The organism is Roseomonas aerilata DSM 19363 (assembly GCF_000711725.1).
GTDB lineage: Bacteria > Pseudomonadota > Alphaproteobacteria > Acetobacterales > Acetobacteraceae > Roseomonas > Roseomonas aerilata.
This window is the reverse complement of record NZ_JONP01000031.1, coordinates 22060-41458: the sequence shown is the minus strand read 5'-3', so window position 1 is coordinate 41458 and position 19399 is coordinate 22060. Positions and strand designations below refer to the sequence as shown.

Annotated in this window: 18 protein-coding genes and 1 rRNA gene; 4 read left to right on the top strand and 15 right to left on the bottom strand. The window is 71.5% G+C overall.

The features are described 5' to 3' along the window. A 16S ribosomal RNA gene (locus tag BO39_RS23535) occupies nt 1-326 on the bottom strand; the annotation flags it as partial. A 411-nt stretch (nt 327-737) separates the two neighbouring features. Further along, on the bottom strand, nt 738-3332 hold the full coding sequence (clpB, locus tag BO39_RS23530; protein ID WP_043838172.1) for an ATP-dependent chaperone ClpB: 2595 nt from the start codon (nt 3330-3332) through the stop codon (nt 738-740). A gap of 132 nt (nt 3333-3464) precedes the next feature. Between clpB and BO39_RS23525 the strand changes: the two genes are divergently transcribed. Next, nucleotides 3465-4244, top strand: coding sequence for an MOSC domain-containing protein (locus BO39_RS23525; RefSeq protein WP_043838169.1), 780 nt, complete (start codon nt 3465-3467; stop codon nt 4242-4244). 132 nt (nt 4245-4376) lie between these two features. Beyond that, a complete protein-coding gene (locus tag BO39_RS23520) occupies nt 4377-6581 on the top strand; it encodes an amylo-alpha-1,6-glucosidase (protein ID WP_052402522.1) in 2205 nt (734 codons plus the stop codon). Nucleotides 6582-6602: 21 nt separating this feature from the next. On the opposite strand, the gene BO39_RS23515 is transcribed toward BO39_RS23520, so the two are convergent. From BO39_RS23515 to BO39_RS23480, 9 genes are all read right to left on the bottom strand, one after another. After that, nucleotides 6603-6959, bottom strand: coding sequence for a DUF4167 domain-containing protein (locus BO39_RS23515; RefSeq protein WP_408735180.1), 357 nt, complete (start codon nt 6957-6959; stop codon nt 6603-6605). A gap of 380 nt (nt 6960-7339) precedes the next feature. After that, nucleotides 7340-8203 (bottom strand): peptide chain release factor N(5)-glutamine methyltransferase, encoded by an 864-nt coding sequence (prmC, locus tag BO39_RS23510; RefSeq protein WP_043838165.1) that lies wholly within the window; start codon nt 8201-8203, stop codon nt 7340-7342. Further along, on the bottom strand, nt 8200-9255 hold the full coding sequence (gene prfA / locus BO39_RS23505; RefSeq protein WP_043838162.1) for a peptide chain release factor 1: 1056 nt from the start codon (nt 9253-9255) through the stop codon (nt 8200-8202). Before prfA ends, prmC begins: the two co-directional genes overlap by 4 nt. Continuing rightward, nucleotides 9255-10499: a histidine--tRNA ligase gene (gene hisS, locus BO39_RS23500; RefSeq protein ID WP_043838160.1), complete on the bottom strand. Its 1245-nt coding sequence runs from the start codon at nt 10497-10499 to the stop codon at nt 9255-9257. The genes prfA and hisS overlap by 1 nt, the downstream gene beginning before the upstream one ends. Nucleotides 10500-10537: 38 nt before the next feature. Beyond that, complete coding sequence (locus BO39_RS32845) at nt 10538-10714, bottom strand: hypothetical protein (RefSeq protein ID WP_156963850.1); 177 nt, start codon at nt 10712-10714, stop codon at nt 10538-10540. After that, a complete protein-coding gene (ispG, locus tag BO39_RS23495; RefSeq protein ID WP_043838158.1) occupies nt 10714-11874 on the bottom strand; it encodes a flavodoxin-dependent (E)-4-hydroxy-3-methylbut-2-enyl-diphosphate synthase in 1161 nt (386 codons plus the stop codon). Before ispG ends, BO39_RS32845 begins: the two co-directional genes overlap by 1 nt. A 107-nt stretch (nt 11875-11981) precedes the next feature. Then, entirely contained in the window at nt 11982-12941 is a 960-nt protein-coding gene (locus BO39_RS23490; RefSeq protein WP_043838156.1) for a helix-turn-helix domain-containing protein, read from the bottom strand. A 76-nt stretch (nt 12942-13017) separates the two neighbouring features. Next, entirely contained in the window at nt 13018-14004 is a 987-nt protein-coding gene (locus BO39_RS23485; RefSeq protein ID WP_052402523.1) for an NAD(P)H-dependent flavin oxidoreductase, read from the bottom strand. A 158-nt stretch (nt 14005-14162) separates the two neighbouring features. After that, entirely contained in the window at nt 14163-15383 is a 1221-nt protein-coding gene (locus BO39_RS23480; protein WP_043838154.1) for an aspartate kinase, read from the bottom strand. Nucleotides 15384-15502: 119 nt separating this feature from the next. On the opposite strand from BO39_RS23480, the gene ubiG reads away from it, so the two are divergent. Then, nucleotides 15503-16228, top strand: coding sequence for a bifunctional 2-polyprenyl-6-hydroxyphenol methylase/3-demethylubiquinol 3-O-methyltransferase UbiG (gene ubiG / locus BO39_RS23475; protein ID WP_043838152.1), 726 nt, complete (start codon nt 15503-15505; stop codon nt 16226-16228). A gap of 36 nt (nt 16229-16264) precedes the next feature. Here the strand turns inward: ubiG and BO39_RS23470 are convergent, their stop codons facing one another. The 3 genes from BO39_RS23470 to BO39_RS23460 all read right to left on the bottom strand — a co-directional run bounded on the left by BO39_RS23470 (nt 16265) and on the right by BO39_RS23460 (nt 17904). Continuing rightward, entirely contained in the window at nt 16265-16735 is a 471-nt protein-coding gene (locus BO39_RS23470) for a DUF1178 family protein (protein WP_043838150.1), read from the bottom strand. An 88-nt stretch (nt 16736-16823) separates the two neighbouring features. After that, nucleotides 16824-17081, bottom strand: coding sequence for a glutaredoxin 3 (gene grxC, locus BO39_RS23465; protein WP_043838196.1), 258 nt, complete (start codon nt 17079-17081; stop codon nt 16824-16826). 46 nt (nt 17082-17127) lie between these two features. Next, entirely contained in the window at nt 17128-17904 is a 777-nt protein-coding gene (locus BO39_RS23460; protein WP_052402521.1) for a ComF family protein, read from the bottom strand. An 87-nt stretch (nt 17905-17991) separates the two neighbouring features. On the opposite strand from BO39_RS23460, the gene BO39_RS23455 reads away from it, so the two are divergent. Next, a complete protein-coding gene (locus tag BO39_RS23455; RefSeq protein ID WP_043838147.1) occupies nt 17992-18885 on the top strand; it encodes a methyltransferase domain-containing protein in 894 nt (297 codons plus the stop codon). A gap of 68 nt (nt 18886-18953) precedes the next feature. Here the strand turns inward: BO39_RS23455 and bcsD are convergent, their stop codons facing one another. Continuing rightward, nucleotides 18954-19391 (bottom strand): cellulose biosynthesis protein BcsD, encoded by a 438-nt coding sequence (bcsD, locus tag BO39_RS30360; RefSeq protein ID WP_052402520.1) that lies wholly within the window; start codon nt 19389-19391, stop codon nt 18954-18956. Nucleotides 19392-19399 lie beyond the last annotated feature (8 nt).

Genomic DNA, 19399 nt, shown 5'->3' with positions numbered 1-19399 from the left:
CTGCCTCCCGTAGGAGTCTGGGCCGTGTCTCAGTCCCAGTGTGGCTGGTCGTCCTCTCAGACCAGCTACCGATCGACGCCTTGGTAAGCCATTACCCCACCAACAAGCTAATCGGACGCAGGCCACTCCAAAGGCGCATCACTGCTTTGAGCCTCAGCTCACATGCGGTATTAGCGCCAGTTTCCCAGCGTTATCCCCCCCCCCTGGATATGTTCCTACGCGTTACTCCCCCGTCCGCCACTAACGGCCGAAACCGTCCGTGCGACTTGCATGTGTTAAGCATGCCGCCAGCGTTCGCTCTGAGCCAGGATCAAACTCTCAAGTTCATCAGATCCCACCAACCAGAACCCTAAAGCCCCAATCAGCAAAACCTTCAGAAAACCCTGACCATCACGCGCACTCGCTACTCACCCGTACCCCACCCCAACGGCTCAGAACACGCGGCACTGGCCACGCATCCCTCCCCACATAAGGCAAGATACAACTCTCTCTCGTCTTCAAGAAACAGATGCTGTTGTGAAGGAACAAAACGAGCAAGGGTTCCGGGTTTCCCCAGCTGGGCAAGCCCAACCCTCTCTCGATAATCCCGACTGAAGCAGCGGGGCGGCGGATATAGCGGCCATCGGCCGCTCCGTCAACCCCGCTATCTTCCCTTCCGGGCTCCGTCAGCGCGCTTCATTCAGCGGCGCCGTCGGTGTGGGCGGCTTATATGGGCGCCGCCCACGCCTGTCAAAGTGTCACACAACACTTTCCGCCATCGAATCGACATGGCGTACTTCCAGCCCGTCGGGCCCGACGGTGACCCGAAGCGTTTCCCCGTCGCGCACCCGGCCCTCCAGCAACAGGCCGGCCAGGCGATCCTGCAAGTTGCGCTGGATGACCCGCTTCAGGGGGCGCGCGCCATAGACCGGATCGTAGCCGGCCTCGGCCAGCCAGTCCCGCGCCTCCTCGTCCAGCTCCAGCGTGATCTTCCGCTCCTCCAGCAGCTTGCGCAGCCGGCCGAGCTGGATCTCCACGATGGACCCCATGTCCCCGCGCGCGAGGCGACGGAAGAGCACGATCTCGTCCAGCCGGTTGAGGAACTCCGGCCGGAAGCGCGTCCGGACGATGTTCATCACTTGGCCGCGGACAAGGTCCACGTCCTCCCCCTCGGGCTGCGCCGCCAGCACCTCGGAGCCCATGTTGCTGGTCAGGACGATCAGGGTGTTCCGGAAATCGACCGTCCGCCCCTGCCCGTCCGTGAGCCGCCCGTCGTCGAGCACCTGCAGGAGGATGTTGAACACGTCCTCATGCGCCTTCTCTACCTCGTCGAAGAGGATGACCTGATACGGCCGACGGCGCACCGCCTCCGTCAGGGCACCGCCCTCCTCGTAGCCGACATAGCCGGGGGGCGCGCCGACCAGGCGGGAGACCGCGTGCTTCTCCATGTACTCGGACATGTCGATCCGCAGCAGCGCCCGGTCGTCGTCGAAGAGGAAGCTCGCCAGCGCCTTCGTCAGCTCGGTCTTGCCGACGCCGGTCGGGCCGAGGAACAGGAAGCTGCCGATCGGCCGCCCCGGATCCTGCAACCCCGCCCGCGCCCGCCGCACGGCCTTTGAGACGGCCTCAAGGGCCTCCTCCTGGCCGACGACGCGGCGGCGCAGCTCGTCCTCCATGCGAAGGAGCTTCGCGCGCTCGCCCTCCAGCATCTTCTCCACCGGCACGCCAGTCCAGCGGGAGACGACCGCCGCGATCCCCTCCTCGGTCACCGCCTCGTTCACGAGACGGCCGCCGTCGTCGGCACCTTCGGCGATCTTCTTCTCCAACCCGGGAATGACGCCATAGGTCAGCTCACCGGCTCGGGCATAGTCGCCGCGGCGCTGGGCCGCCTCGACCTCCGTGCGGGCACGGTCGAGCTCCTCCTTCGCCTTCTGGGCCTCGGAAAGCTTGTTCTTCTCCGCCTGCCAGCGGGCGGTCAGGGCGGCAGACTGTTCCTCCAGCGAGGCGATCTCGCGCTCCAGCTTCTCCAGCCGGTCGCGGCTGCCCGCATCCGTCTCACGCTTCAGCGCCTCACGCTCGATGCGGCTCCGCAGGAGGTCGCGGTCGATCGCGTCCAGCTCCTCCGGCTTGCTGTCCACGGCCATCCGCAGGCGCGACGCCGCCTCGTCTACGAGGTCGATCGCCTTGTCCGGCAGGAAGCGGTCGGTGATGTAGCGGTTCGACAGCGTCGCCGCCGCGACAAGCGCGGAGTCCGCGATCCGCACGCCGTGGTGCAGCTCGTACTTCTCCCGGATGCCACGCAGGATGGACACGGTGTCCTCCACGCTCGGCTCACCCACGAAGACGGGCTGGAAGCGACGGGCGAGCGCCGCGTCCTTCTCCACGTGCTTGCGGTACTCATCCAGCGTGGTCGCGCCGATGCAATGCAGCTCGCCGCGCGCCAGCGCCGGCTTCAGCAGGTTGGAGGCGTCCATCGCGCCGTCCGCCTTGCCCGCGCCGACGAGGGTGTGCATCTCGTCGATGAAGAGGATCACCTCGCCGGCCGCGTTCTCAATCTCCGTCAGAACGCCCTTCAGGCGCTCCTCGAACTCGCCGCGGTACTTGGCGCCCGCCACCATCGCACCGAGGTCGAGCGCGAGCACGCGCTTGCTCTTCAGCGCCTCCGGCACGTCGCCGTTGACGATGCGGTTCGCCAGGCCCTCAACAATCGCGGTCTTGCCGACACCAGGCTCGCCGATCAGCACGGGGTTGTTCTTCGTGCGGCGGGCGAGAACCTGGATCGTGCGGCGGATCTCCTCGTCGCGGCCGATCACCGGGTCGAGCTTGCCGTCGCGCGCGGCTTCCGTCAGGTCGCGGGCATACTTCTTCAGGGCGTCGAACTGCTGCTCGGCATTCGCGCTGTCCACCGTGCGGCCCTTGCGGACCTCGGCGATGGCAGCCTCCAGCTTCTGCGCGGTCGCGCCGCTCTTCACCAGCACACGGCCAGCGGGCGTCTCGCTCGCGGCGATCGCCACCAGCAGCCGGTCCTGCGCCACGAAGCTGTCGCCGGCGCGCGTCGCCGTGCGCTCGGCCGCGTCCAGCACGCGCACCAGCTCGGGCGTTACCTGCGGCTGGCCAGCGCCACCGCCGGAGACGCGCGGGTTGCGCGATACTTCGAGGTCGATGTCAGCCTTGGCACCCGCGGGATTGCCGCCCGCCGCACGGATCAGGCCGGCGGCCGCACCCTCCTCGTCGTCGAGGAAGGCCTTGAGCAGGTGCTCGGGCGTCACGCGCTGATGGTATTCGCGGATCGCGATCGTCTGCGCGGCCTGCAGGAAGCCCCGGGCGCGCTCGGTGAGTTTCTCGATGTCCATGCTATGTCCCTCCGCCGCGGGCGGGCCCGCGGGATCATTGGCGACCGCCCTTCCCGCCCCTCAGGAGGCAACGGGTTCGGCGTTGTGACAAGGATGTGGTAACGCCCGCGGCCCGGCTTCAAGAGGCTCCCGATGCGCGTGGAACAACTCTTCCGCTACCCCGTGAAGGGCCTGACGGCCGAGAGCCTGGAGGAGGTTTTCCTCAGCCCCGGCGAGACGATCCCGCACGACCGCCGCTTTGCCCTCGCGCAAGGCGATTCCCCCTTCGACGAAGCCGAGCCGCGCTTCCTGCCGAAGCAGAATTTCGCCTGCATGATGAAGAACGCGCGCGTCGTCCTCGTGCGCGCGGCCTTCGACCCGCATGACGGCACCCTCTCCCTCGCGGCCGAGGGTCACCGTCCCCTCTCCGCGCCCACCGCCACGGCAGAGGGAAAGGCCGCCCTCGGCGACTGGCTCATCCGCTTCCTCGGGGAGGAAGCGCGCCACGGAACGGCACCGGACGGAACCGCGCGTGCACCCCGCTTCACGGAGGCGCCGGGCCACGCCTTCACCGACCAGGCGCGAAAGGGCGTCTCGCTGATCAACCTCGCCAGCCTGCACGCGCTGGAGGCGGCGCTCGGCCAGCGGCTGGACCCGCTTCGCTTCCGCGCAAACATCTATTTCACCGGCCTGCCCGCCTGGGCCGAATTCGACTGGGTAGGGCGGGAGGTGCTGCTGGGCGGCGCGCGGCTCTCGGTCTTCAAGCGCACTGTCCGCTGCCCCGCCACGCAGGTGGACCTTGCGACCGGCGAGCGCGACCTCGACATCCCGAGGCTGCTCCGGGAGCATTTCGGCCATGCCGACCTTGGCGTCCACGCCACGGTGCTGGAGGGCGGGCGCGTCGCGGTGGGCGATGCGCTTGAGGAGGCTTAGCAACAACCGCCGGTAGAGTGTCCGGAGCACCTTGCCCGCCCGCCGGCCGGCCCGCATCCTTGCGCCTGCCCCTCCGGCCCCGCGCCCCCTACCAGCCGGGGCGGGAACCGGGCCGGGGCAGGGAGTGACAAAATGGACCACGAGCCAACCGGCCTGCCGCGGCCGGAGGACGAGAATGCCTGGAGCGTCGCCTCCACCGCCGCTACGGCCCTCGCGCTCTACCGCCCGCGGACGCTGAAGAACGGTTCCTCCTTTCTCGTCCTCGACCATTTCGGCGACGCCCAGGCGATCGGCTCGACCGCCGAGGGCCTCTTCCACGAGGACACGCGCTTCCTCTCCCGCGTGTCCCTCCGCCTCGCCGGGCTCCGGCCGCTGCTGCTCTCCTCGGCCGTCAGCGCGGACAACACCGTGCTCACGGTGAACATGACCAACCCCGACATCCCTGTGGCGCCCGACCGGCGCCTGGTGCGGAACTCGATCCACGTCGAGCGCCAGATCGTGCTCGGCAACGGCCTCGTGCGGGAGCGGATCACGCTCCGGAACTTCTCCGGAGCCCAACTCACCTCGGAACTCCTGCTCACCTTCGCGGCCGACTTCGCCGATATCTTCGAGGTGCGCGGCCACCGGCGCGCCGGCAGGGGAGAGCGGCGCCAGCCGGAGGGCCGCGAGGGCGGCGGCCTCGTCTTCGCCTATTCCGGGCTGGACGGGGCCGAACGGCGCACCCGCCTGTCCTTCGACCCGCCGCCGGATGGACCGCCCGGCCGCGACAACCGCTGGGCGCTGGACCTTCCCCCCGGTGGCGCCCGCGTGATCGAGATCGCCATCACCTGCGAGTCCGGCCCCGAGAGGGCACCGCCGCCCTCTCCCGCCTTCGACGGCCTCCTCGCGGGCATCCGCGAATGGAGCGGCGCGCGCGGGGCCGAGGGGGCGCGGGTTCTCTCCTCAAACAAGGTCTTCGACGACTGGTTCGCGCGCGCGGCCGCGGACCTGACGATGCTGACCACGCAGACGCCCTCCGGCCCGGTGCCCTATACCGGCATCCCCTGGTTCTCCTCGCCCTTCGGCCGACACTCCCTTCTCACGGCCATGCAGTGCCTCTGGGCGGACCCGGCGCTCGCGCGCGGGGTGCTCCGCTTCCACGCCCGTCACCAAGCGACGGAGTTGGACCCCGCCCGCGACGCGGAGCCCGGCAAGATCCTCCATGAGCTCCGCAGCGGCGAGATGGCCGCGCTCCACGAGGTGCCCTTCGGCCGCTACTACGGCTCCGCCGATTCCACCCCCCTCTACGTCATGCTCGCCAGCCAGTATGCGGATCGGACCGGGGACTGGGCGCTGATCCGGGAGATCTGGCCGAACATCGTCGCCGCGCTCCGATGGATCGAGCGGCACGGGGACCTCGATGGCGACCTGCTCCTCGAATACGAGCGCCAGTCCCAGGACGGCCTGCTGAACCAGGGCTGGCGGGACAGCTGGGACAGCGTCTTCCATGAAGACGGGCAGCTGGCGGAGGGGCCGATCGCCCTCATCGAGGTCCAGGCCTACGCAGAGGCCGCCTGGCGCGGTGCCGGCCGCATGGCCCTTGCCCTCGGCCTGGAGGACGAGGCGGAGGTCTGGCGCAGCAATGCCGATGCCCTCCGCGCCCGGGTGGAGGAGGCCTTCTGGTGCGAGGACCTCTCGACCTATGCCATGGCGCTGGACGCGGCTAAGCGGCCCTGCCGGGTGCGCTCCTCCAATGCGGGGCACGCACTGCTCACCGGCCTCGCGCCGCCGGAGCGCGCCCACCGGCTCGCCCAGACGCTCATGGCGCCGGAATCCTTCGGGGGCTGGGGGATCCGCACGATCGCGGAGGGGGAAAGCCGCTACAACCCCATGTCCTACCACAACGGCTCGGTCTGGCCGCACGACAACGCGCTGATCGCCCTGGGCATGAAGCGCTACGGCCTGAACGGTCCGCTGGAGCGGCTGCTGACGGGGATCTACGACGCCGCGCAGGCCGGCGACCTGCGCCGCCTGCCGGAACTCTTCTGTGGCTTCCCGCGGCGGGAGGGAGAGAGCCCGACCGCCTATCCGGTGGCCTGCCTGCCCCATTCCTCCGCCACGGCGGCCGCCTATGCGGCGCTCGGCGCCATGCTCGGCCTCTCCTTCCGCCCAGAGGAGCGGACGGTGCGCTTCCACCGCCCCATCCTGCCGCCCTGGCTGGAGGAGCTGCGCATCGAGAACCTGCGACTGGGCGAGGCATCCGTGGACGTGCGCCTGCGCCGGCACAAGGCCGACGGGGGCGTCTCGCTCAATGTCCTGCGCCGGCAGGGCCAGCTGGAGGTGGCGGTCATCACCTGACCGCCGCCCCGGCGGACCAGCCTACTGGATGGTCTCGCGGGCGTCGCCGTCCATCGGCTGCCCGTCATAGCCGTTGACGCCGCCCTCGCTGTCCGCCTCGGGATAGGCGTCCTGCTGGTTGTCGCCGCCCTGGTAGCGCCGGCCCTGGCCACCCTGCTGGCTGCCCTGGTTCCCGCCCTGCTGCTGCTGGGCCTGGTTCATGGCGTTCAGGATGCGGAAATAGTGCTCCGCGTGCTGGAAGTAGCCCTCGGCCATGACGCGGTCGCCCGAGCCGGTCGCGTCGCGGCCGAGCTGGAGGTACTTCTCGAAAAGCTGCTGGGCCGTGCCGCGCATCCGCATGTCCGGTCCGATGGAATCGAACACGTGGTTGCGGTTCATGGGCTGGTTGCCACCGCCCTGGGGACGGGGTCCACCGCCGCCGCCGCCATGGCCGCCGCCATGCCCTCCCTGACGGAAGTTCCCACGGCCGCGCATACGCTTCATGTTCATCTGGGTCTGGTTCGCACTTCCATGCTCGCGCCAACGCCCTGCAATCGGCCCCAACTTTGGATCCTGGGTTGCGGCCCCTGGGTTCGCCCGGGGCTCCGGCTGGCGAGATGATGATCGTTGTGCCGAGCGGCTTGCCGGTGACATGGCCAGCCCTGCATTGGCGAGGGGACCGGGGCTCCGGCGGACCCGGCGCGCTGCATGCGCGATAGGTGCCACAAGGTCAAGGTAGTGGGCCCCATCGATTCCACCAAATCATTTTTTTGGAAGCCCTACCGGCCGACCACCAGCGCCCGCGGAACGCCGCCGAGATCGGGCCGGCAGCCGAGGGGCCGCAGCCCTGCCCCGCACATCAGAGCCCCGACGGTCTTCTCCTGCCCCTGGCCGAGTTCCAACACTGCCCTGCCCCCATGGGCCAGCACCTGCGGCAGGAGTGCGGCGAGGGCGCGATAGGCGTCCAGCCCGTCCGCCCCACCATCCAGCGCGAGGGCCGGCTCGTGCAGCGCCACCTCCGGCATCAGCCCGGGAATGGCCGCGGACTCGATATAGGGCGGGTTGGAGAGGACGAGGTCGAAGCGCCCCGCCAGCGCTGCCCCCCAATCCCCAGCCAGGAAAGCGGCGCGCGAGGAGAGGCCGTTGCGCGCAGCGTTCGCCCGCGCCAGGGCCGCCGCTTCCGGGCTCCGGTCCACCCCGACCCCGAAAGCGTCGGGGAACTCCGACAGCGCGGCGAGCAGCAACGCCCCCGTGCCGGTACCGAGGTCCAGCACCCGCCGGACCGTCTCCGGAGCCGGAAAGGCTGCCAGCGCCGCCTCCACCAGCGCCTCGGTATCGGCGCGTGGGACGAGGGTGGCGGGGGTGCTCAGCAGGTCGAGCGTCCAGAATCCGGTATGGCCGAGAAGATAGGCCATAGGCGCGCGCCGCGCGCGGGCCGATAGCACCTCGCGGAAGCGCGCCTCAGCCTCGGGCGGCACCGGGGCACGAGGGTCGCGCAGCAGGTCCTCCTGCCGGCATCCCATGGCATGGGCGAGCAGCAGCCGCGCTTCCTGCCGAGGCGCCTCGATTGCCGCGGCGCGCAGTACCTGCCCCGCCTGGCAGAGAAAGGCGCCGACCGAGCCGCCTGGCTCGCAGCCGCTCACCCCTCCTCGGCCGCCAGCCGTGCCGCCTGGTCCTCGGCCATGAGGGCGGAGATGATTTCGTCCAGCTCGCCCATCATCACCCGCTCCACCTTGTGCAGCGTGAGGCCGATGCGGTGGTCGGTCACGCGGCCCTGGGGGAAGTTGTAGGTGCGGATGCGCTCGCTGCGGTCGCCCGTGCCTACCTGACCTTTGCGGTCCGCGGCGCGGGCACCCGTCAGCGCCTGCCGCTGGGCCTCGTAGATCCGGGCCCGCAGGACCGTCATCGCCTTGGCGCGGTTCTTGTGCTGGGACCGTTCCTCCTGCATCGCGACCACCGTGCCAGTGGGGATGTGGGTGATGCGGACGGCGCTGTCCGTCTTGTTCACGTGCTGCCCGCCGGCACCGGAGGCGCGGTAGGTGTCGATGCGAAGATCGCTCTCGTTGATCTGCACGTCCACCTCCTCCGCCTCCGCCAGCACGGCGACCGTCACGGTGGAGGTGTGGATGCGGCCCTGGGTTTCGGTGGCGGGTACGCGCTGCACGCGATGCACGCCGCTTTCATACTTCAGCCGCGCGAAGACGCCGCGGCCCGCGATGCTGGCGCTCGCGCCCTTGATGCCGCCCGCGTCGCTCTCGTCCCACTCCAGCACTTCGAAGCGCCAGCCCTGGCCCTCGGCGTAGCGCTGGTAGGCGCGGAACAGCTCGGCCGCGAAGAGCCCGGCCTCGTCGCCGCCGGCCGCCGGACGGATCTCGAGGATGGCGGATCGCTCGTCCGCGGCATCCCTGGGCAGGAGCATGATACGGATCTCGTGCTCCAGGGCGGGCACGCGGTCGCGCATCTCGAAATATTCGGCCTCAGCCAGCTCCCGCATCTCGGGATCGGCCATCATCGCCTCGGCGTCGTCGCGGGCGCGCTCGGTGGCCCGCAGCTCGCCCATCTTCTCGACGACCGGCTCCAGCTCGGCCAGTTCCTTCGACAGCGCGCCGAAGCGGCTGCCGTCGGCGGTGCCCAATTCGTGGCGCAGCTCCTCCGCGCGGGAGAGGAGGCGGTCCAGCTTCGCGGGAAGTGCCATCAGCCGAGCCGCGCGGCCAGTTCCGCGAGCGGAACCCGCTCCTGCGTGCCGGCATCGAGGTCGCGGAGCTGAGCGACGCCTCCGGCCATCTCCTCCTCCCCGATAATGACGGCGGCGCGGGCGCCCAGGCGGTTGGCACGCTCCATCCGGCGCTTGAGGTTGCCCTTATAGGCGATCTCCGCGACCACCCCGGCCCGGCGGAGCGCCTGGACGGCGTCGAGCGCCGCGCCCTCCGCCGCCTCGCCCACGGCGATCACAGCCACGGGCCGCGGGGCGCTCGGCGCCGTCTCGAGCAGCATGGAAAGCCGCTCGATCCCGGCCGCCCAGCCGACGGAGGGCGTGGGCGGGCCGCCCATCTCCTCCACCAGCCCGTCGTAGCGGCCGCCCGCCATGACCGTGCCCTGGGCGCCCAGGCGCTCGGTGACGAACTCGAAGGCGGTGTGGCTGTAGTAGTCGAGGCCGCGCACGATCCGCGGATTCTCCCGGAAGGGCACGCCGAAGCGCTCCAGCGCCCGCTTCACGCCCGCATAGAAGGAAGCGGCGGCCTCGGTCAGATGGGGCGCGATCGTCGGTGCCTCCGCGACGAGGGCGCGGTCGCCGGGATCCTTGCTGTCGAGGATCCGCATCGGGTTCTTCTCCAGCCGCGCGCGGCTGTCCTCCGAGAGCTTGTCCGCCGAGGCCCGGAAATAGGCCACCAGCGCGGCGCGATAGGCGTCCCGGCTCGCGGCGTCGCCGAGGGTGTTGATCTCCAGCACCGTCCCCTCGCTGATCCCCAGCTCCTGCTGGATGTGCCAGCCGCAGGCGATCACCTCGGCATCGGCCAGCGGCTCGGCCGCGCCCATCACCTCGCAGCCGATCTGGTGGAACTGGCGGTAGCGGCCCTTCTGCGGCCGCTCGTAGCGGAACATCGGCCCCGCGTAGAACACCTTGCGCGGCAGGTTGGACTGGGTGAGCCCGTTGGTGACGAGGGCCCGGCAGGCGCCGGCCGTCCCCTCGGGGCGCAGCGTGATGCTCTCCCCGCCGCGGTCCTCGAAGGAGTACATCTCCTTCGAGACGACGTCCGAGGTCTCGCCGAGGGTGCGGGCGAAGACGCGGGTGTCCTCGAAGATCGGCGTCGCCCACTCCTCGAAGCCGTAGAGGGCGGCGATCCGCCGGGCCGTCTCCGTGACGTGGCGGTGGCGGCGGAACTCCTCCCCGATCAGGTCATGCGTGCCGCGCGCGGGCTGGAGGTCTGGTTTCGCCATGGTGGGCGGCGGATTAGCACCGCCCGCCACGGATGTCCCTACCCCTCCCGAAGGACGGCGACCGCCCGGCGCAGGTGCTCCTTCGCCGCCTGGAACACCTCGGCGTCCCGCTCCTCCATGGCCCCGTGCCCCTCCTCGAACTCCTCCAGCAGGTCGAGAATAGCCTGTTCGAGGGCCGCGAGGACCGGGTGCTGGTCTTCCTCGGCGGAGGGCATCACTCGGCCGCCGGCGCCAGCTTGGCGGCCGCTGCCGCGGCTTCGGCGGCCTTCGCCGCCTCCTTCTCCGCCGCGAGCTGCGCCGCCCGTGCCTCCACGAGGGAGACGATGTGGTCCACCATGTCCTCGCTCCGGGTCGTGTGGCTCGTCTTGCCCGCCGAATAGACCATGTGCGTGCCGGCACCGCCGCCGGTGAGGCCGATATCGGTCATCAGCGCCTCGCCGGGGCCGTTCACCACGCAGCCGATGATCGAGAGGCTGATCGGCTGCTCGATATGCGCCAGCCGCTCCTCCAGCGCCTCCACGGTCTTGATGACGTTGAAGCCCTGCCGCGCGCAGGAGGGGCAGGAGATGATCTTCACGCCGCGGTGGCGGATGCCGAGGGACTTGAGGATGTCCCAGCCCACATGCACCTCCTCCTCCGGCTCCGCCGAGAGGGAGACGCGCAGCGTGTCGCCGATCCCCGCCCAGAGAAGGCTGCCGAGGCCGATGGAGGACTTCACCGTGCCCGTACGCTTCCCGCCCGCCTCGGTGATCCCGATATGCAGCGGGTGGTCGCAAGCCTCCGCCAACTGCTGGTAGGCGGCGACGGCGAGGAACACGTCGCTCGCCTTCACGCTGATCTTGAACTCATGGAAGTCATTCTGCAGCAGGTGGTCGGCGTGCCACAGCGCGCTTTCCACCAGCGCCTCGGGGTTGGGCTCCCCATACTTCTCCAGCAGGTGCTTCTCCAGCGAGCCGGCGTTCACGCCGATGCGGATGGAGCAGCCGTGGTCGCGCGCGGCGCGCACCACCTCCTTCACCCGCTCCGGGGAGCCGATATTGCCGGGATTGATGCGCAGGCAGGCGGCGCCCGCCTGGGCGGCCTCGATGGCGCGGCGGTAATGGAAGTGGATGTCCGCGACGATCGGGACGTTCACCTCCCGCACGATCTCGGCCAGCGCCGCCGTCGCCTCCTCGGTCGGGCAGGAGACGCGGACAATGTCCACGCCGGCCAGCTCCGCCCGCCGGATCTGGGCGATGGTGGCCGCCGCGTCCTCGGTGGGCGTGTTCGTCATCGTCTGGACGCTGATCGGCGCGTCGCCGCCCACGGGCACGCGGCCGACCATGATCTGGCGGGACCGGCGGCGCTCGATCTGCTGGTAAGGGCGATAGGACATGCGCGGGCTCTTCCCCGAAATGCTGCCCCGATATGGCAGGGCCGGCGGTCCCGGCCAAGGCCCGCGTGCCCGGTCAGGCCCGACCGGACCGGCCCCCAGGGCCGCCCCTAGCGCGTGGGCGGACGCCCGGCCGGCGCGGCGCGGGGCGGGCGAAGCTGCTCGGGCGCGAGGTCAACGTCCCTGGCCACGCCCACCTTCCCCGCCAGGGCCTGGGTGGCCTGCCCGTCCAGCAGCACCTCCACCGACTGGGCCTTGCCGGTGGTCAGCACCAGCCCCTCGCGCGGGATGGCGAAGCTCTCCCCAGGGCGCAGCACGCGGTTCAGCACGGTCTGGCCGGACCGGGGATCGCGCACTTGCACCCAGGCCTCGTCCGTCGCCCGCAGGCTGACGCGGGAGGGTGCATCGCCGGGCGCAGCGGGGGTTGCGGGCGCCACCGGAAGACCAGCCGGGGCCCGCGGCCCAGCGGTCGCCGCCGCGAAGGCGCCGGCGGGGGCGGTGGCCGGGTTCGCGGACGGCGCCGGCGCGTTGGAGCGTGAGGCGCCACCCGGAGTCGCCTGCCCGAGGGTGGGGGGCAGCACGGGCGCGGTCTCGGCCGCCGCCTGGCGAGCGTCGCGCGCCGCCTGTTCAATCCGCGCCGGCACGGGAGGCACGGCGTCCACCGTCCGCCCCGCCGAGCCGCTCCACTTCCACCAAGCGGCGTAGGTGCCGGCCAGGATCATGAGTCCGAGCAGGATCACGGCCCCGGCGGGAAGGCCGCGCTTCGCCGCCTCCTCGGGGAAGACGAAGTCGGTGTGGCCTCGTCCGGCCGTCGCGCTCTCGCGGTAGCGCCTGGCGAGGCTGCCCGCGTCAAGGCCGAGTGCGGTCGCGTAGCTGCGGATGAAGCCGAGCGCGTAGGCCGGGCCGGGAAGGTCGCCGGGACGCCCCTCCTCCAGCGCCGCGATGTAGCGCCGGTTGATGCGCAGCTCGTCCGCTACCTCGTCGAGCGTGGCGCCGAGGGCGAGGCGCGCGTCGCGCAGCTCCTCGCCGACGCGCGCCGCCTCGGCCGTCATCATGTCGGGCTTCACCATCGGGGTGCTGGAAGGCTCTGCGGAGGGGATGCGGCGGAGCGTATCGCGGCGGCGCGGGGCGCGGAAGCCCCGCGCGTCAGGCAGCCCGCGCCGCGACCACGGCGGCCGCCTGGTCCACCAGCTCGGCCAGGATCTCCGCGACCGGGGCCTCGCGCGTCACCATGCCGACGCTCTGCCCGGCCATGAGGGAGCCGTTCTCCACGTCGCCATCGATGACGGCGCGGCGCAGGGCGCCCGCCCAGTAGTGCTCGATGTCGAGCTGCGCCGCGTCCTTGTCCAGCTCCCCGGCCCGGTGACGGCGGATCACCTCCGCCTGGTGCTCCAGGAAGCGCTTCGTGCCCTCGTTCTGAAGGGCGCGCACGGGAATGACGGGGAAGCGGGCGTCGAGCTGCACCGTGGGCAGGGCGTCGCGCGCGTTGCCGCGGATGAAAGCGCGCTTGAAGAGCGGATGGGCGATGCTCTCCGTCGAGCAGACGAAGCGCGTGCCGATCTGCGCGCCCGCCGCGCCCATCTCGAGATAGGAGAGCAGCGCCTCGCCCCGGCCGATGCCGCCGGCCACGAAGACGGGCACCTCGGCCGCCATCGCCGGCAGGATCTCCTGGGCGAGCACGTTGAGCGAGACAGGGCCGATATGCCCGCCCGCCTCCGATCCCTCGATCACCAGCGCGTCGGCGCCCGAGCGCACGAGCTTCTTCGCCAGCGCCAGGGCCGGCGCGAAGCAGACCACCTTCGCGCCGCCGTCCTTCGCCTTGCGGATGGCGTTCGTGGGCGGGATGCCGCCCGCGAAGACGATGTGCCCGACCTTGGCGGCGAGGCAGACATCCACCAGCGCGTCGAGGCGCGGATGCATGGTGATGAGGTTCACGCCGAAGGGCTTGCTCGTCAGCGCCTGGGTGGCCGCGATCTCCTCGGCCAGCCGGTCGGGCTCCATGGCCCCGCAGGCGATCACCCCGAAGGCGCCGGCATTGGACAGGGCGGCGACGAGGTTGCGCTCGCTGATCCAGGACATAGCGCCGCCGAGGATCGCGACGCGGCTGCCGAGGAAGGCGGCGCCACGGGCCATCAGCCGTTCCAGCCGCGCGCGCGCCGCCTCGTCCGGCGCCGGGAAGGCGGGCGCTGCCGCCGGCGGCACCTCGGGCCTCTCGGCCGCGGCCTGCGCCGCCGCGCCGCCGATGCCGGCGCCGCCCTGGGAGGCCGGGATGTCGGTGAGGTCCAGCGCGCTCATCCCGGCGCGTCCAGCCCATAGGCGGTGTGCAGCGCGCGCACCGCGAGCTCCGTGTACTCGCCGCCCACCAGCACGCTCGTCTTGATCTCGCTGGTCGAGATGACCTGGATGTTGATGCCCTTGGCCGCCAGCGTCTTGAACATGGTGGCCGCGACGCCCGCATGGCTGCGCATGCCGATACCGACGACGGAGATTTTCGTCACTTCCGGGTCCGCCACGACCTCGGCGAAGCCGATCTCGGGCCGCGCACCCTCCAGCACCTCCCGCGCGCGCGGCAGGTCGGCCTTGCCAACCGTGAAGGTCATGTCCGTCGTGCCGTCCGTGCCGAGGTTCTGCACGATCATATCGACGTTGACATTCGCATCGGCGAGCGGCCCGAAGACGGTCGCCGCGATGCCCGGCTTGTCCGGTACCCGGCGCAGCGTCACCTTCGCCTCGTCGCGGGAATAGGCGACGCCCGTCACCAGCGGCTGTTCCACGATCTCGTCCTCGTCCACCACCAGGCTGCCAGGCTTGTCCTCGAAGGAGGACAGGACCTGCACCCTAACCTTCTGCTTCATCGCCAGCTCGACCGACCGCGTCTGCAGCACCTTGGCGCCGACGGAGGCGAGTTCCAGCATTTCCTCATAGGCCACGTGCGTGAGCTTCCTCGCGCGCGGCACGATCCGCGGGTCGGTCGTGTAGATGCCGTCCACGTCGGTATAGATATCGCAGCGATCCGCCCGCACCGCGGCGGCCACGGCAACCGCCGAAAGATCCGAGCCGCCGCGCCCGAGCGTCGTGATGCGGTTCCGCGGGCCGATGCCCTGGAAACCCGCGATCACCGGCACCTGCCCCTGCCCCATCCGCTCGACCAGCAGCGCGCCGTCAATCTCCTCCACCCGCGCCTTGCCATGGGCGCCATCGGTGCGGATCGCGACCTGCCAGCCCTGCCAGGAGCGGGCATCCACCCCGAGCGTTTGCAGCGCGATCGCCAGCAGCCCGGTCGTCACCTGCTCGCCGGTCGCGACCACCGTGTCGTATTCCCGCGCGTCGTGCAGCGGCGAGAGGTCCTGGCACCATTTAACGAGCTGGTTCGTCACGCCGGACATGGCGGAGACCACCACGGCAACCTCGTTGCCCGCCTCCACCTCGCGCTTCACGCGGGCGGCGACGTTGCGGATGCGGTCGAGGTCGGCGACGGAGGTGCCGCCGAACTTCATCACGATGCGGGCCATCAGGGGATCGGGAGCTGCCGGGTAGGGGTTGCCCGGGTTGCGTCCCGGCGTGGGGCGGCACAGATACCGGCCCAGGCCCGGGGGAGCAACCTCGGTCACGACTTCGGGGGCAGCGGGTGATGCAGGGCTCGGTCGCAGGAATGGAGGGCGGCACCGTCCTCGCCGGGGAGGTCGCCAAGTTCGACAGCCTGGCTGCGGACTGGTGGAACCCGCGGGGCCCCATGGCGCCCCTGCACGCCATGAACCCCCTCCGCACCCGCTGGATCGCCGAGCGTCTGGGGCGCCCTCCGCAGGATCTCGGGGGCCTCACCCTCCTGGACGTCGGCTGCGGCGCTGGGCTCGCGGCCGAGGCTCTGGCTCGTCGCGGGGCGCGTGTTACCGGCCTCGACATGGCGGCCGAAGCCCTGGAGGCCGCCCGCTTCCACGCGGCGGCCGAAGGTCTCCGCATCACCTATCGCCATGGCCGCCCCGAGGACCTGGCCGAGACATTCGACGCGGTGACGGCGCTCGAGGTGGTCGAGCACGTGGCCGACCGCGACGCCTTCCTCGCCTCCCTCGCCCGCTCGGTCCGGTTGGGGGGAATGGTCTTCGTCTCCACCCTCAACCGCACGGCCCGCAGCTTCATCATGGCAAAGCTCGGCGCGGAATACCTGCTGCGGATGCTGCCGGTCGGCACGCATGACTGGCGGATGTTCGTCACGCCCGCCGAGCTCGGCGCAGGCCTGCGGCGCGCCGGGCTGCGCGTGACGGACGTGGCCGGGATGGTGCCGGAGCCGCTGACCGGCGGCTGGCGGGAGAGCCGGGACACGGCCGTGAACTACATCATGGCCGCCCGGAAGGACTGAGTCCGGCGGACGGATTTTGCAGGCCTGGGGCGCCCCCTAGCCGTCCGCCCGGGGCACCCAGGGGATCTGGCCGACCTCGATCCCCTCCTCGGCCAGCGCCTCCGCCTCGTCGGCGGTGGCCTCGCCGTAGATGCCGCGGCGCTCGCTCTCGCCCCGGTGCATCCGGCGCGCCTCCTCGGCGAAGTCGCGGCCGACATGGTCGCAGTTCTTCTCCACCTCCGCCCGCATCCGCTGCAGGAGGGAGAGGAGCTGTGCCGGCATCGGCCCCGCCGTGGTCACGGCCGGGGGTTCCGGGGTGGCGGCGGCCGGCGGCGGTGGCTCGGCCGGGGCGGGCTCGGGACGGGCCTTGCCGATGGCAGGCGCCATCAGGTCGCGCCTGACCTTCGTGTCCCCGCAGATCGGACAATCGACGAAGCCAGCTGCAGCCCCCTTCTCGAAGGCCGCACTGTCCTTGAACCACCCGTCGAAGCCGTGGTCCTGGCTGCAGCGAAGCTGGTAGTGGATCATGCCTGTTCTTGAAAACTTCCTATCCGGCCAGAACGACCGGCCCCGCCCATTCTGGCACCCGGGCGTGCCGAGTGCCAGCGGCTGCGCGTCAGGCCGCGAGCAGCGCGTCCAGCTTCCCGGCCCGGTCCAACGCAGCCAGATCGTCGGAGCCTCCGATCGCCTGTCCGTCGATGAAGATCTGCGGCACGGTGGACCGGCCGCCCGAGCGCTCGATCGCCGCCTTGCGGGCCGCCGAGCCCGTCGGCGCGTCCAGCTCCTCGAAGGCGGCGCCCTTGCGGGTCAGCAAGGCCTTCGCGCGCTCGCAATAGGGGCAGAAGGGGATGGTGTAGATCTCGATGCGTGCCATCCCCGTCATTTCGGCAAGGGGGCGCATCTCTTCAAGGCGGCGCGCCTCAATGGCCCGGTGGGGCGCTCCGGGGGTCAGCCACCCGCGCGACGGCGAGCACCTCGACGCGCGCGGCGCCCGCGGCCAGCAGCGCCTCGGCACAGGCACCGGCCGTCGCCCCGCTCGTCAGCACGTCGTCCACCAGCAGCACCCGCCGCCCCGCCAGCCGCGGGGCGGCCCGCGGGCGGGTCCGCACCGCGCTGGCCAGCACGGCGCGCCGGCGCTCCGCCCCGAGCGGCCCGAGCGACGGGGTGGAGCGCACCCGCTCCAGCGCATCCGGCAGCACCCGCCGCCCCGCCAGCCGCCCGAGCCGCAAGGCCAGCAGCGCCGCCTGGTTGTAGCGCCGGGTGAAGAGCCGCCGGCGATGCAGCGGCACCGGGACGAGCACCTCCGCCTCCTCCAGCAACGCGGACCCGGCCGCGGCCATCCAGCGGGCCAGCGGCCCGGCCAGATCCGTGCGGTCTCCGTGCTTCAGCGGGAGGATGAGCCGCGTCACCGCGTCGTTGTAGAGGAAGGCGGCGCGCGCCCGCTCGAAGGCCGGCGGGCGGGCAAGGCAGGCAGGGCAGAGCTCGTCCTCGCCCTGCCCCTCGTGCTCGAAGGGCAGGCCGCAATTGTAGCAGAGGGGCGCGACGATCGTGTGCAGCCCCGCGAAGCAGCCGCCGCAAAGCGTACCCTGGTCGAGTACCGGTTGGTCGCAGGCAAGGCAGTGCGGCGGCAGCAGGGCATCGAGCAACCCCTGTCCGCCGCGGCGCGCCAACCGACCCAGGCCCACCGCCAACGCCATCGCCCGCCCCTTCCGGCCCATCCGGTCCTGATTAGCAACAAGGAGCGAGCGCGGGCACCCCTGGCAGCGCGAACCCGCGCGCGACATATGCGGGCGATGAGCGATCCCCACCTCATCTTCGACCGCCGCCTCGTCCGCCTCCGGCGGGAACGGGCCGCCGGTACCCAGCACGCGGTCGCCCCGGTGCTGGAGGCGGCGGCCGAGCGCCTGCTGGACCGGCTGGACGACACGACCCGTCGCTTCGAGCGGGCGCTTGAGATCGGGGGGCGCGGCCTGGTCGCCCCGCGGCTGCGGGAACGCGGGATCGCCTCGGTCGCCTCGATGGATCTCTCCCCGCGCCAGGCCGCCTCCGCCGGCGGGCTGGCCGTCGCGGGGGATGAGGAATGGCTGCCCTTCGCCGCCGGCTCCTTCGACCTGGTGGTCGCCAGCCTCTCCCTGCACTGGGTGAACGACCTTCCGGGCGCCCTCGCGCAGATCCGGCGGGCGATGGCGCCGGACGGCCTCTTCCTGGCCTCGCTCCCCGCCCTGGGCACGCTGCAGAACCTTCGCGAAGCGCTCACGGGGGCGGAGGCCTCTCTCCGCGCCGGCGCCTCGCCCCGGGTCTCGCCCTTTCCCGAGCTGCGCGACGGCGCCGGGCTGCTTCAGCGCGCGGGCTTCGCCCTTCCGGTCGCGGATGTGGAGGATATCTCGCTCGCCTACCGCAACCCCCTCGCCCTCCTGCGCGACCTTCAGGCCGCGGGGGAGACAAGCGCCCTGCGAGCCCGCGACAACCGGATCCCGCCGCGCGACCTCTTCCCCGCGGCCCTGGCGAGCCTGCCGCCGGGCACGGACGGAACGCCGGCAACGCTGCGCCTTCTCACCCTGACCGGCTGGAGCCCGGGCCCGGACCAGCCCCGCCCGGCCCGCCGCGGCAGCGCCGACACGCGGCTGGCGGACGCCCTCGGCACGAAGGAACAGGGGACGGGAGAAGCGCCGGGCTGAGCGGGGCCTTACTCGGCGAGGGCCATTCCGAGCCCACGGCCGCCCTTCCCTTGCCGCCAGGCCCGGCTTCAGGCGCCGTAGCGAAGCGTCGCGGTCCCTTGCCCGCTGCTGACGACATGCGGCTGCAACTCCGGCTCGGCGCCCGGCTGGCCGGAGATCCAGCCGGCGTGAAGACCTTCGAGGACCGGCACGATCCAGGCGCCCGCCGCATCGGATCCCGTCGGTAGCATCGGCAGGTGCTCATGCGTGAGGACGAGGGCGGGCCCGTTCGAGTCCAGCGAGATGGAGACCACGCCCCAGCGCCGCTCGGCCAGCCGCTCGTTCATCCGCGCCTCCAGCCCGGAAAGTGTCTCCTCCGGCGGAATCGGCGAGAGGGCTGCGATCTGCGTCCCGATGGCGCGAAGCAGCACCGCCCGCTCCTCGGGCTGCATATGCGCCTCCAGCGTGTCCAGCAGGGCGCGCGTGAAGACACCCCAGCTGGGGCCGTTCTCGGACGGGGCGGTCATCGGGCGCG

Coding starts and splice junctions, on each gene's coding strand:
- clpB (WP_043838172.1), bottom strand. CDS start 3,332: ATGGACATCGAGAAACTCACCGAGCGCGCCCGGGGCTTCCTGCAGGCC.
- BO39_RS23525 (WP_043838169.1), top strand. CDS start 3,465: ATGCGCGTGGAACAACTCTTCCGCTACCCCGTGAAGGGCCTGACGGCC.
- BO39_RS23520 (WP_052402522.1), top strand. CDS start 4,377: ATGGACCACGAGCCAACCGGCCTGCCGCGGCCGGAGGACGAGAATGCC.
- BO39_RS23515 (WP_408735180.1), bottom strand. CDS start 6,959: ATGAACCGCAACCACGTGTTCGATTCCATCGGACCGGACATGCGGATG.
- prfA (WP_043838162.1), bottom strand. CDS start 9,255: ATGGCACTTCCCGCGAAGCTGGACCGCCTCCTCTCCCGCGCGGAGGAG.
- hisS (WP_043838160.1), bottom strand. CDS start 10,499: ATGGCGAAACCAGACCTCCAGCCCGCGCGCGGCACGCATGACCTGATC.
- BO39_RS32845 (WP_156963850.1), bottom strand. CDS start 10,714: ATGCCCTCCGCCGAGGAAGACCAGCACCCGGTCCTCGCGGCCCTCGAA.
- ispG (WP_043838158.1), bottom strand. CDS start 11,874: ATGTCCTATCGCCCTTACCAGCAGATCGAGCGCCGCCGGTCCCGCCAG.
- BO39_RS23490 (WP_043838156.1), bottom strand. CDS start 12,941: ATGGTGAAGCCCGACATGATGACGGCCGAGGCGGCGCGCGTCGGCGAG.
- BO39_RS23485 (WP_052402523.1), bottom strand. CDS start 14,004: ATGGCCCGTGGCGCCGCCTTCCTCGGCAGCCGCGTCGCGATCCTCGGC.
- BO39_RS23480 (WP_043838154.1), bottom strand. CDS start 15,383: ATGGCCCGCATCGTGATGAAGTTCGGCGGCACCTCCGTCGCCGACCTC.
- ubiG (WP_043838152.1), top strand. CDS start 15,503: ATGCAGGGCTCGGTCGCAGGAATGGAGGGCGGCACCGTCCTCGCCGGG.
- BO39_RS23470 (WP_043838150.1), bottom strand. CDS start 16,735: ATGATCCACTACCAGCTTCGCTGCAGCCAGGACCACGGCTTCGACGGG.
- grxC (WP_043838196.1), bottom strand. CDS start 17,081: ATGGCACGCATCGAGATCTACACCATCCCCTTCTGCCCCTATTGCGAG.
- BO39_RS23460 (WP_052402521.1), bottom strand. CDS start 17,904: ATGGCGTTGGCGGTGGGCCTGGGTCGGTTGGCGCGCCGCGGCGGACAG.
- BO39_RS23455 (WP_043838147.1), top strand. CDS start 17,992: ATGCGGGCGATGAGCGATCCCCACCTCATCTTCGACCGCCGCCTCGTC.
- bcsD (WP_052402520.1), bottom strand. CDS start 19,391: ATGACCGCCCCGTCCGAGAACGGCCCCAGCTGGGGTGTCTTCACGCGC.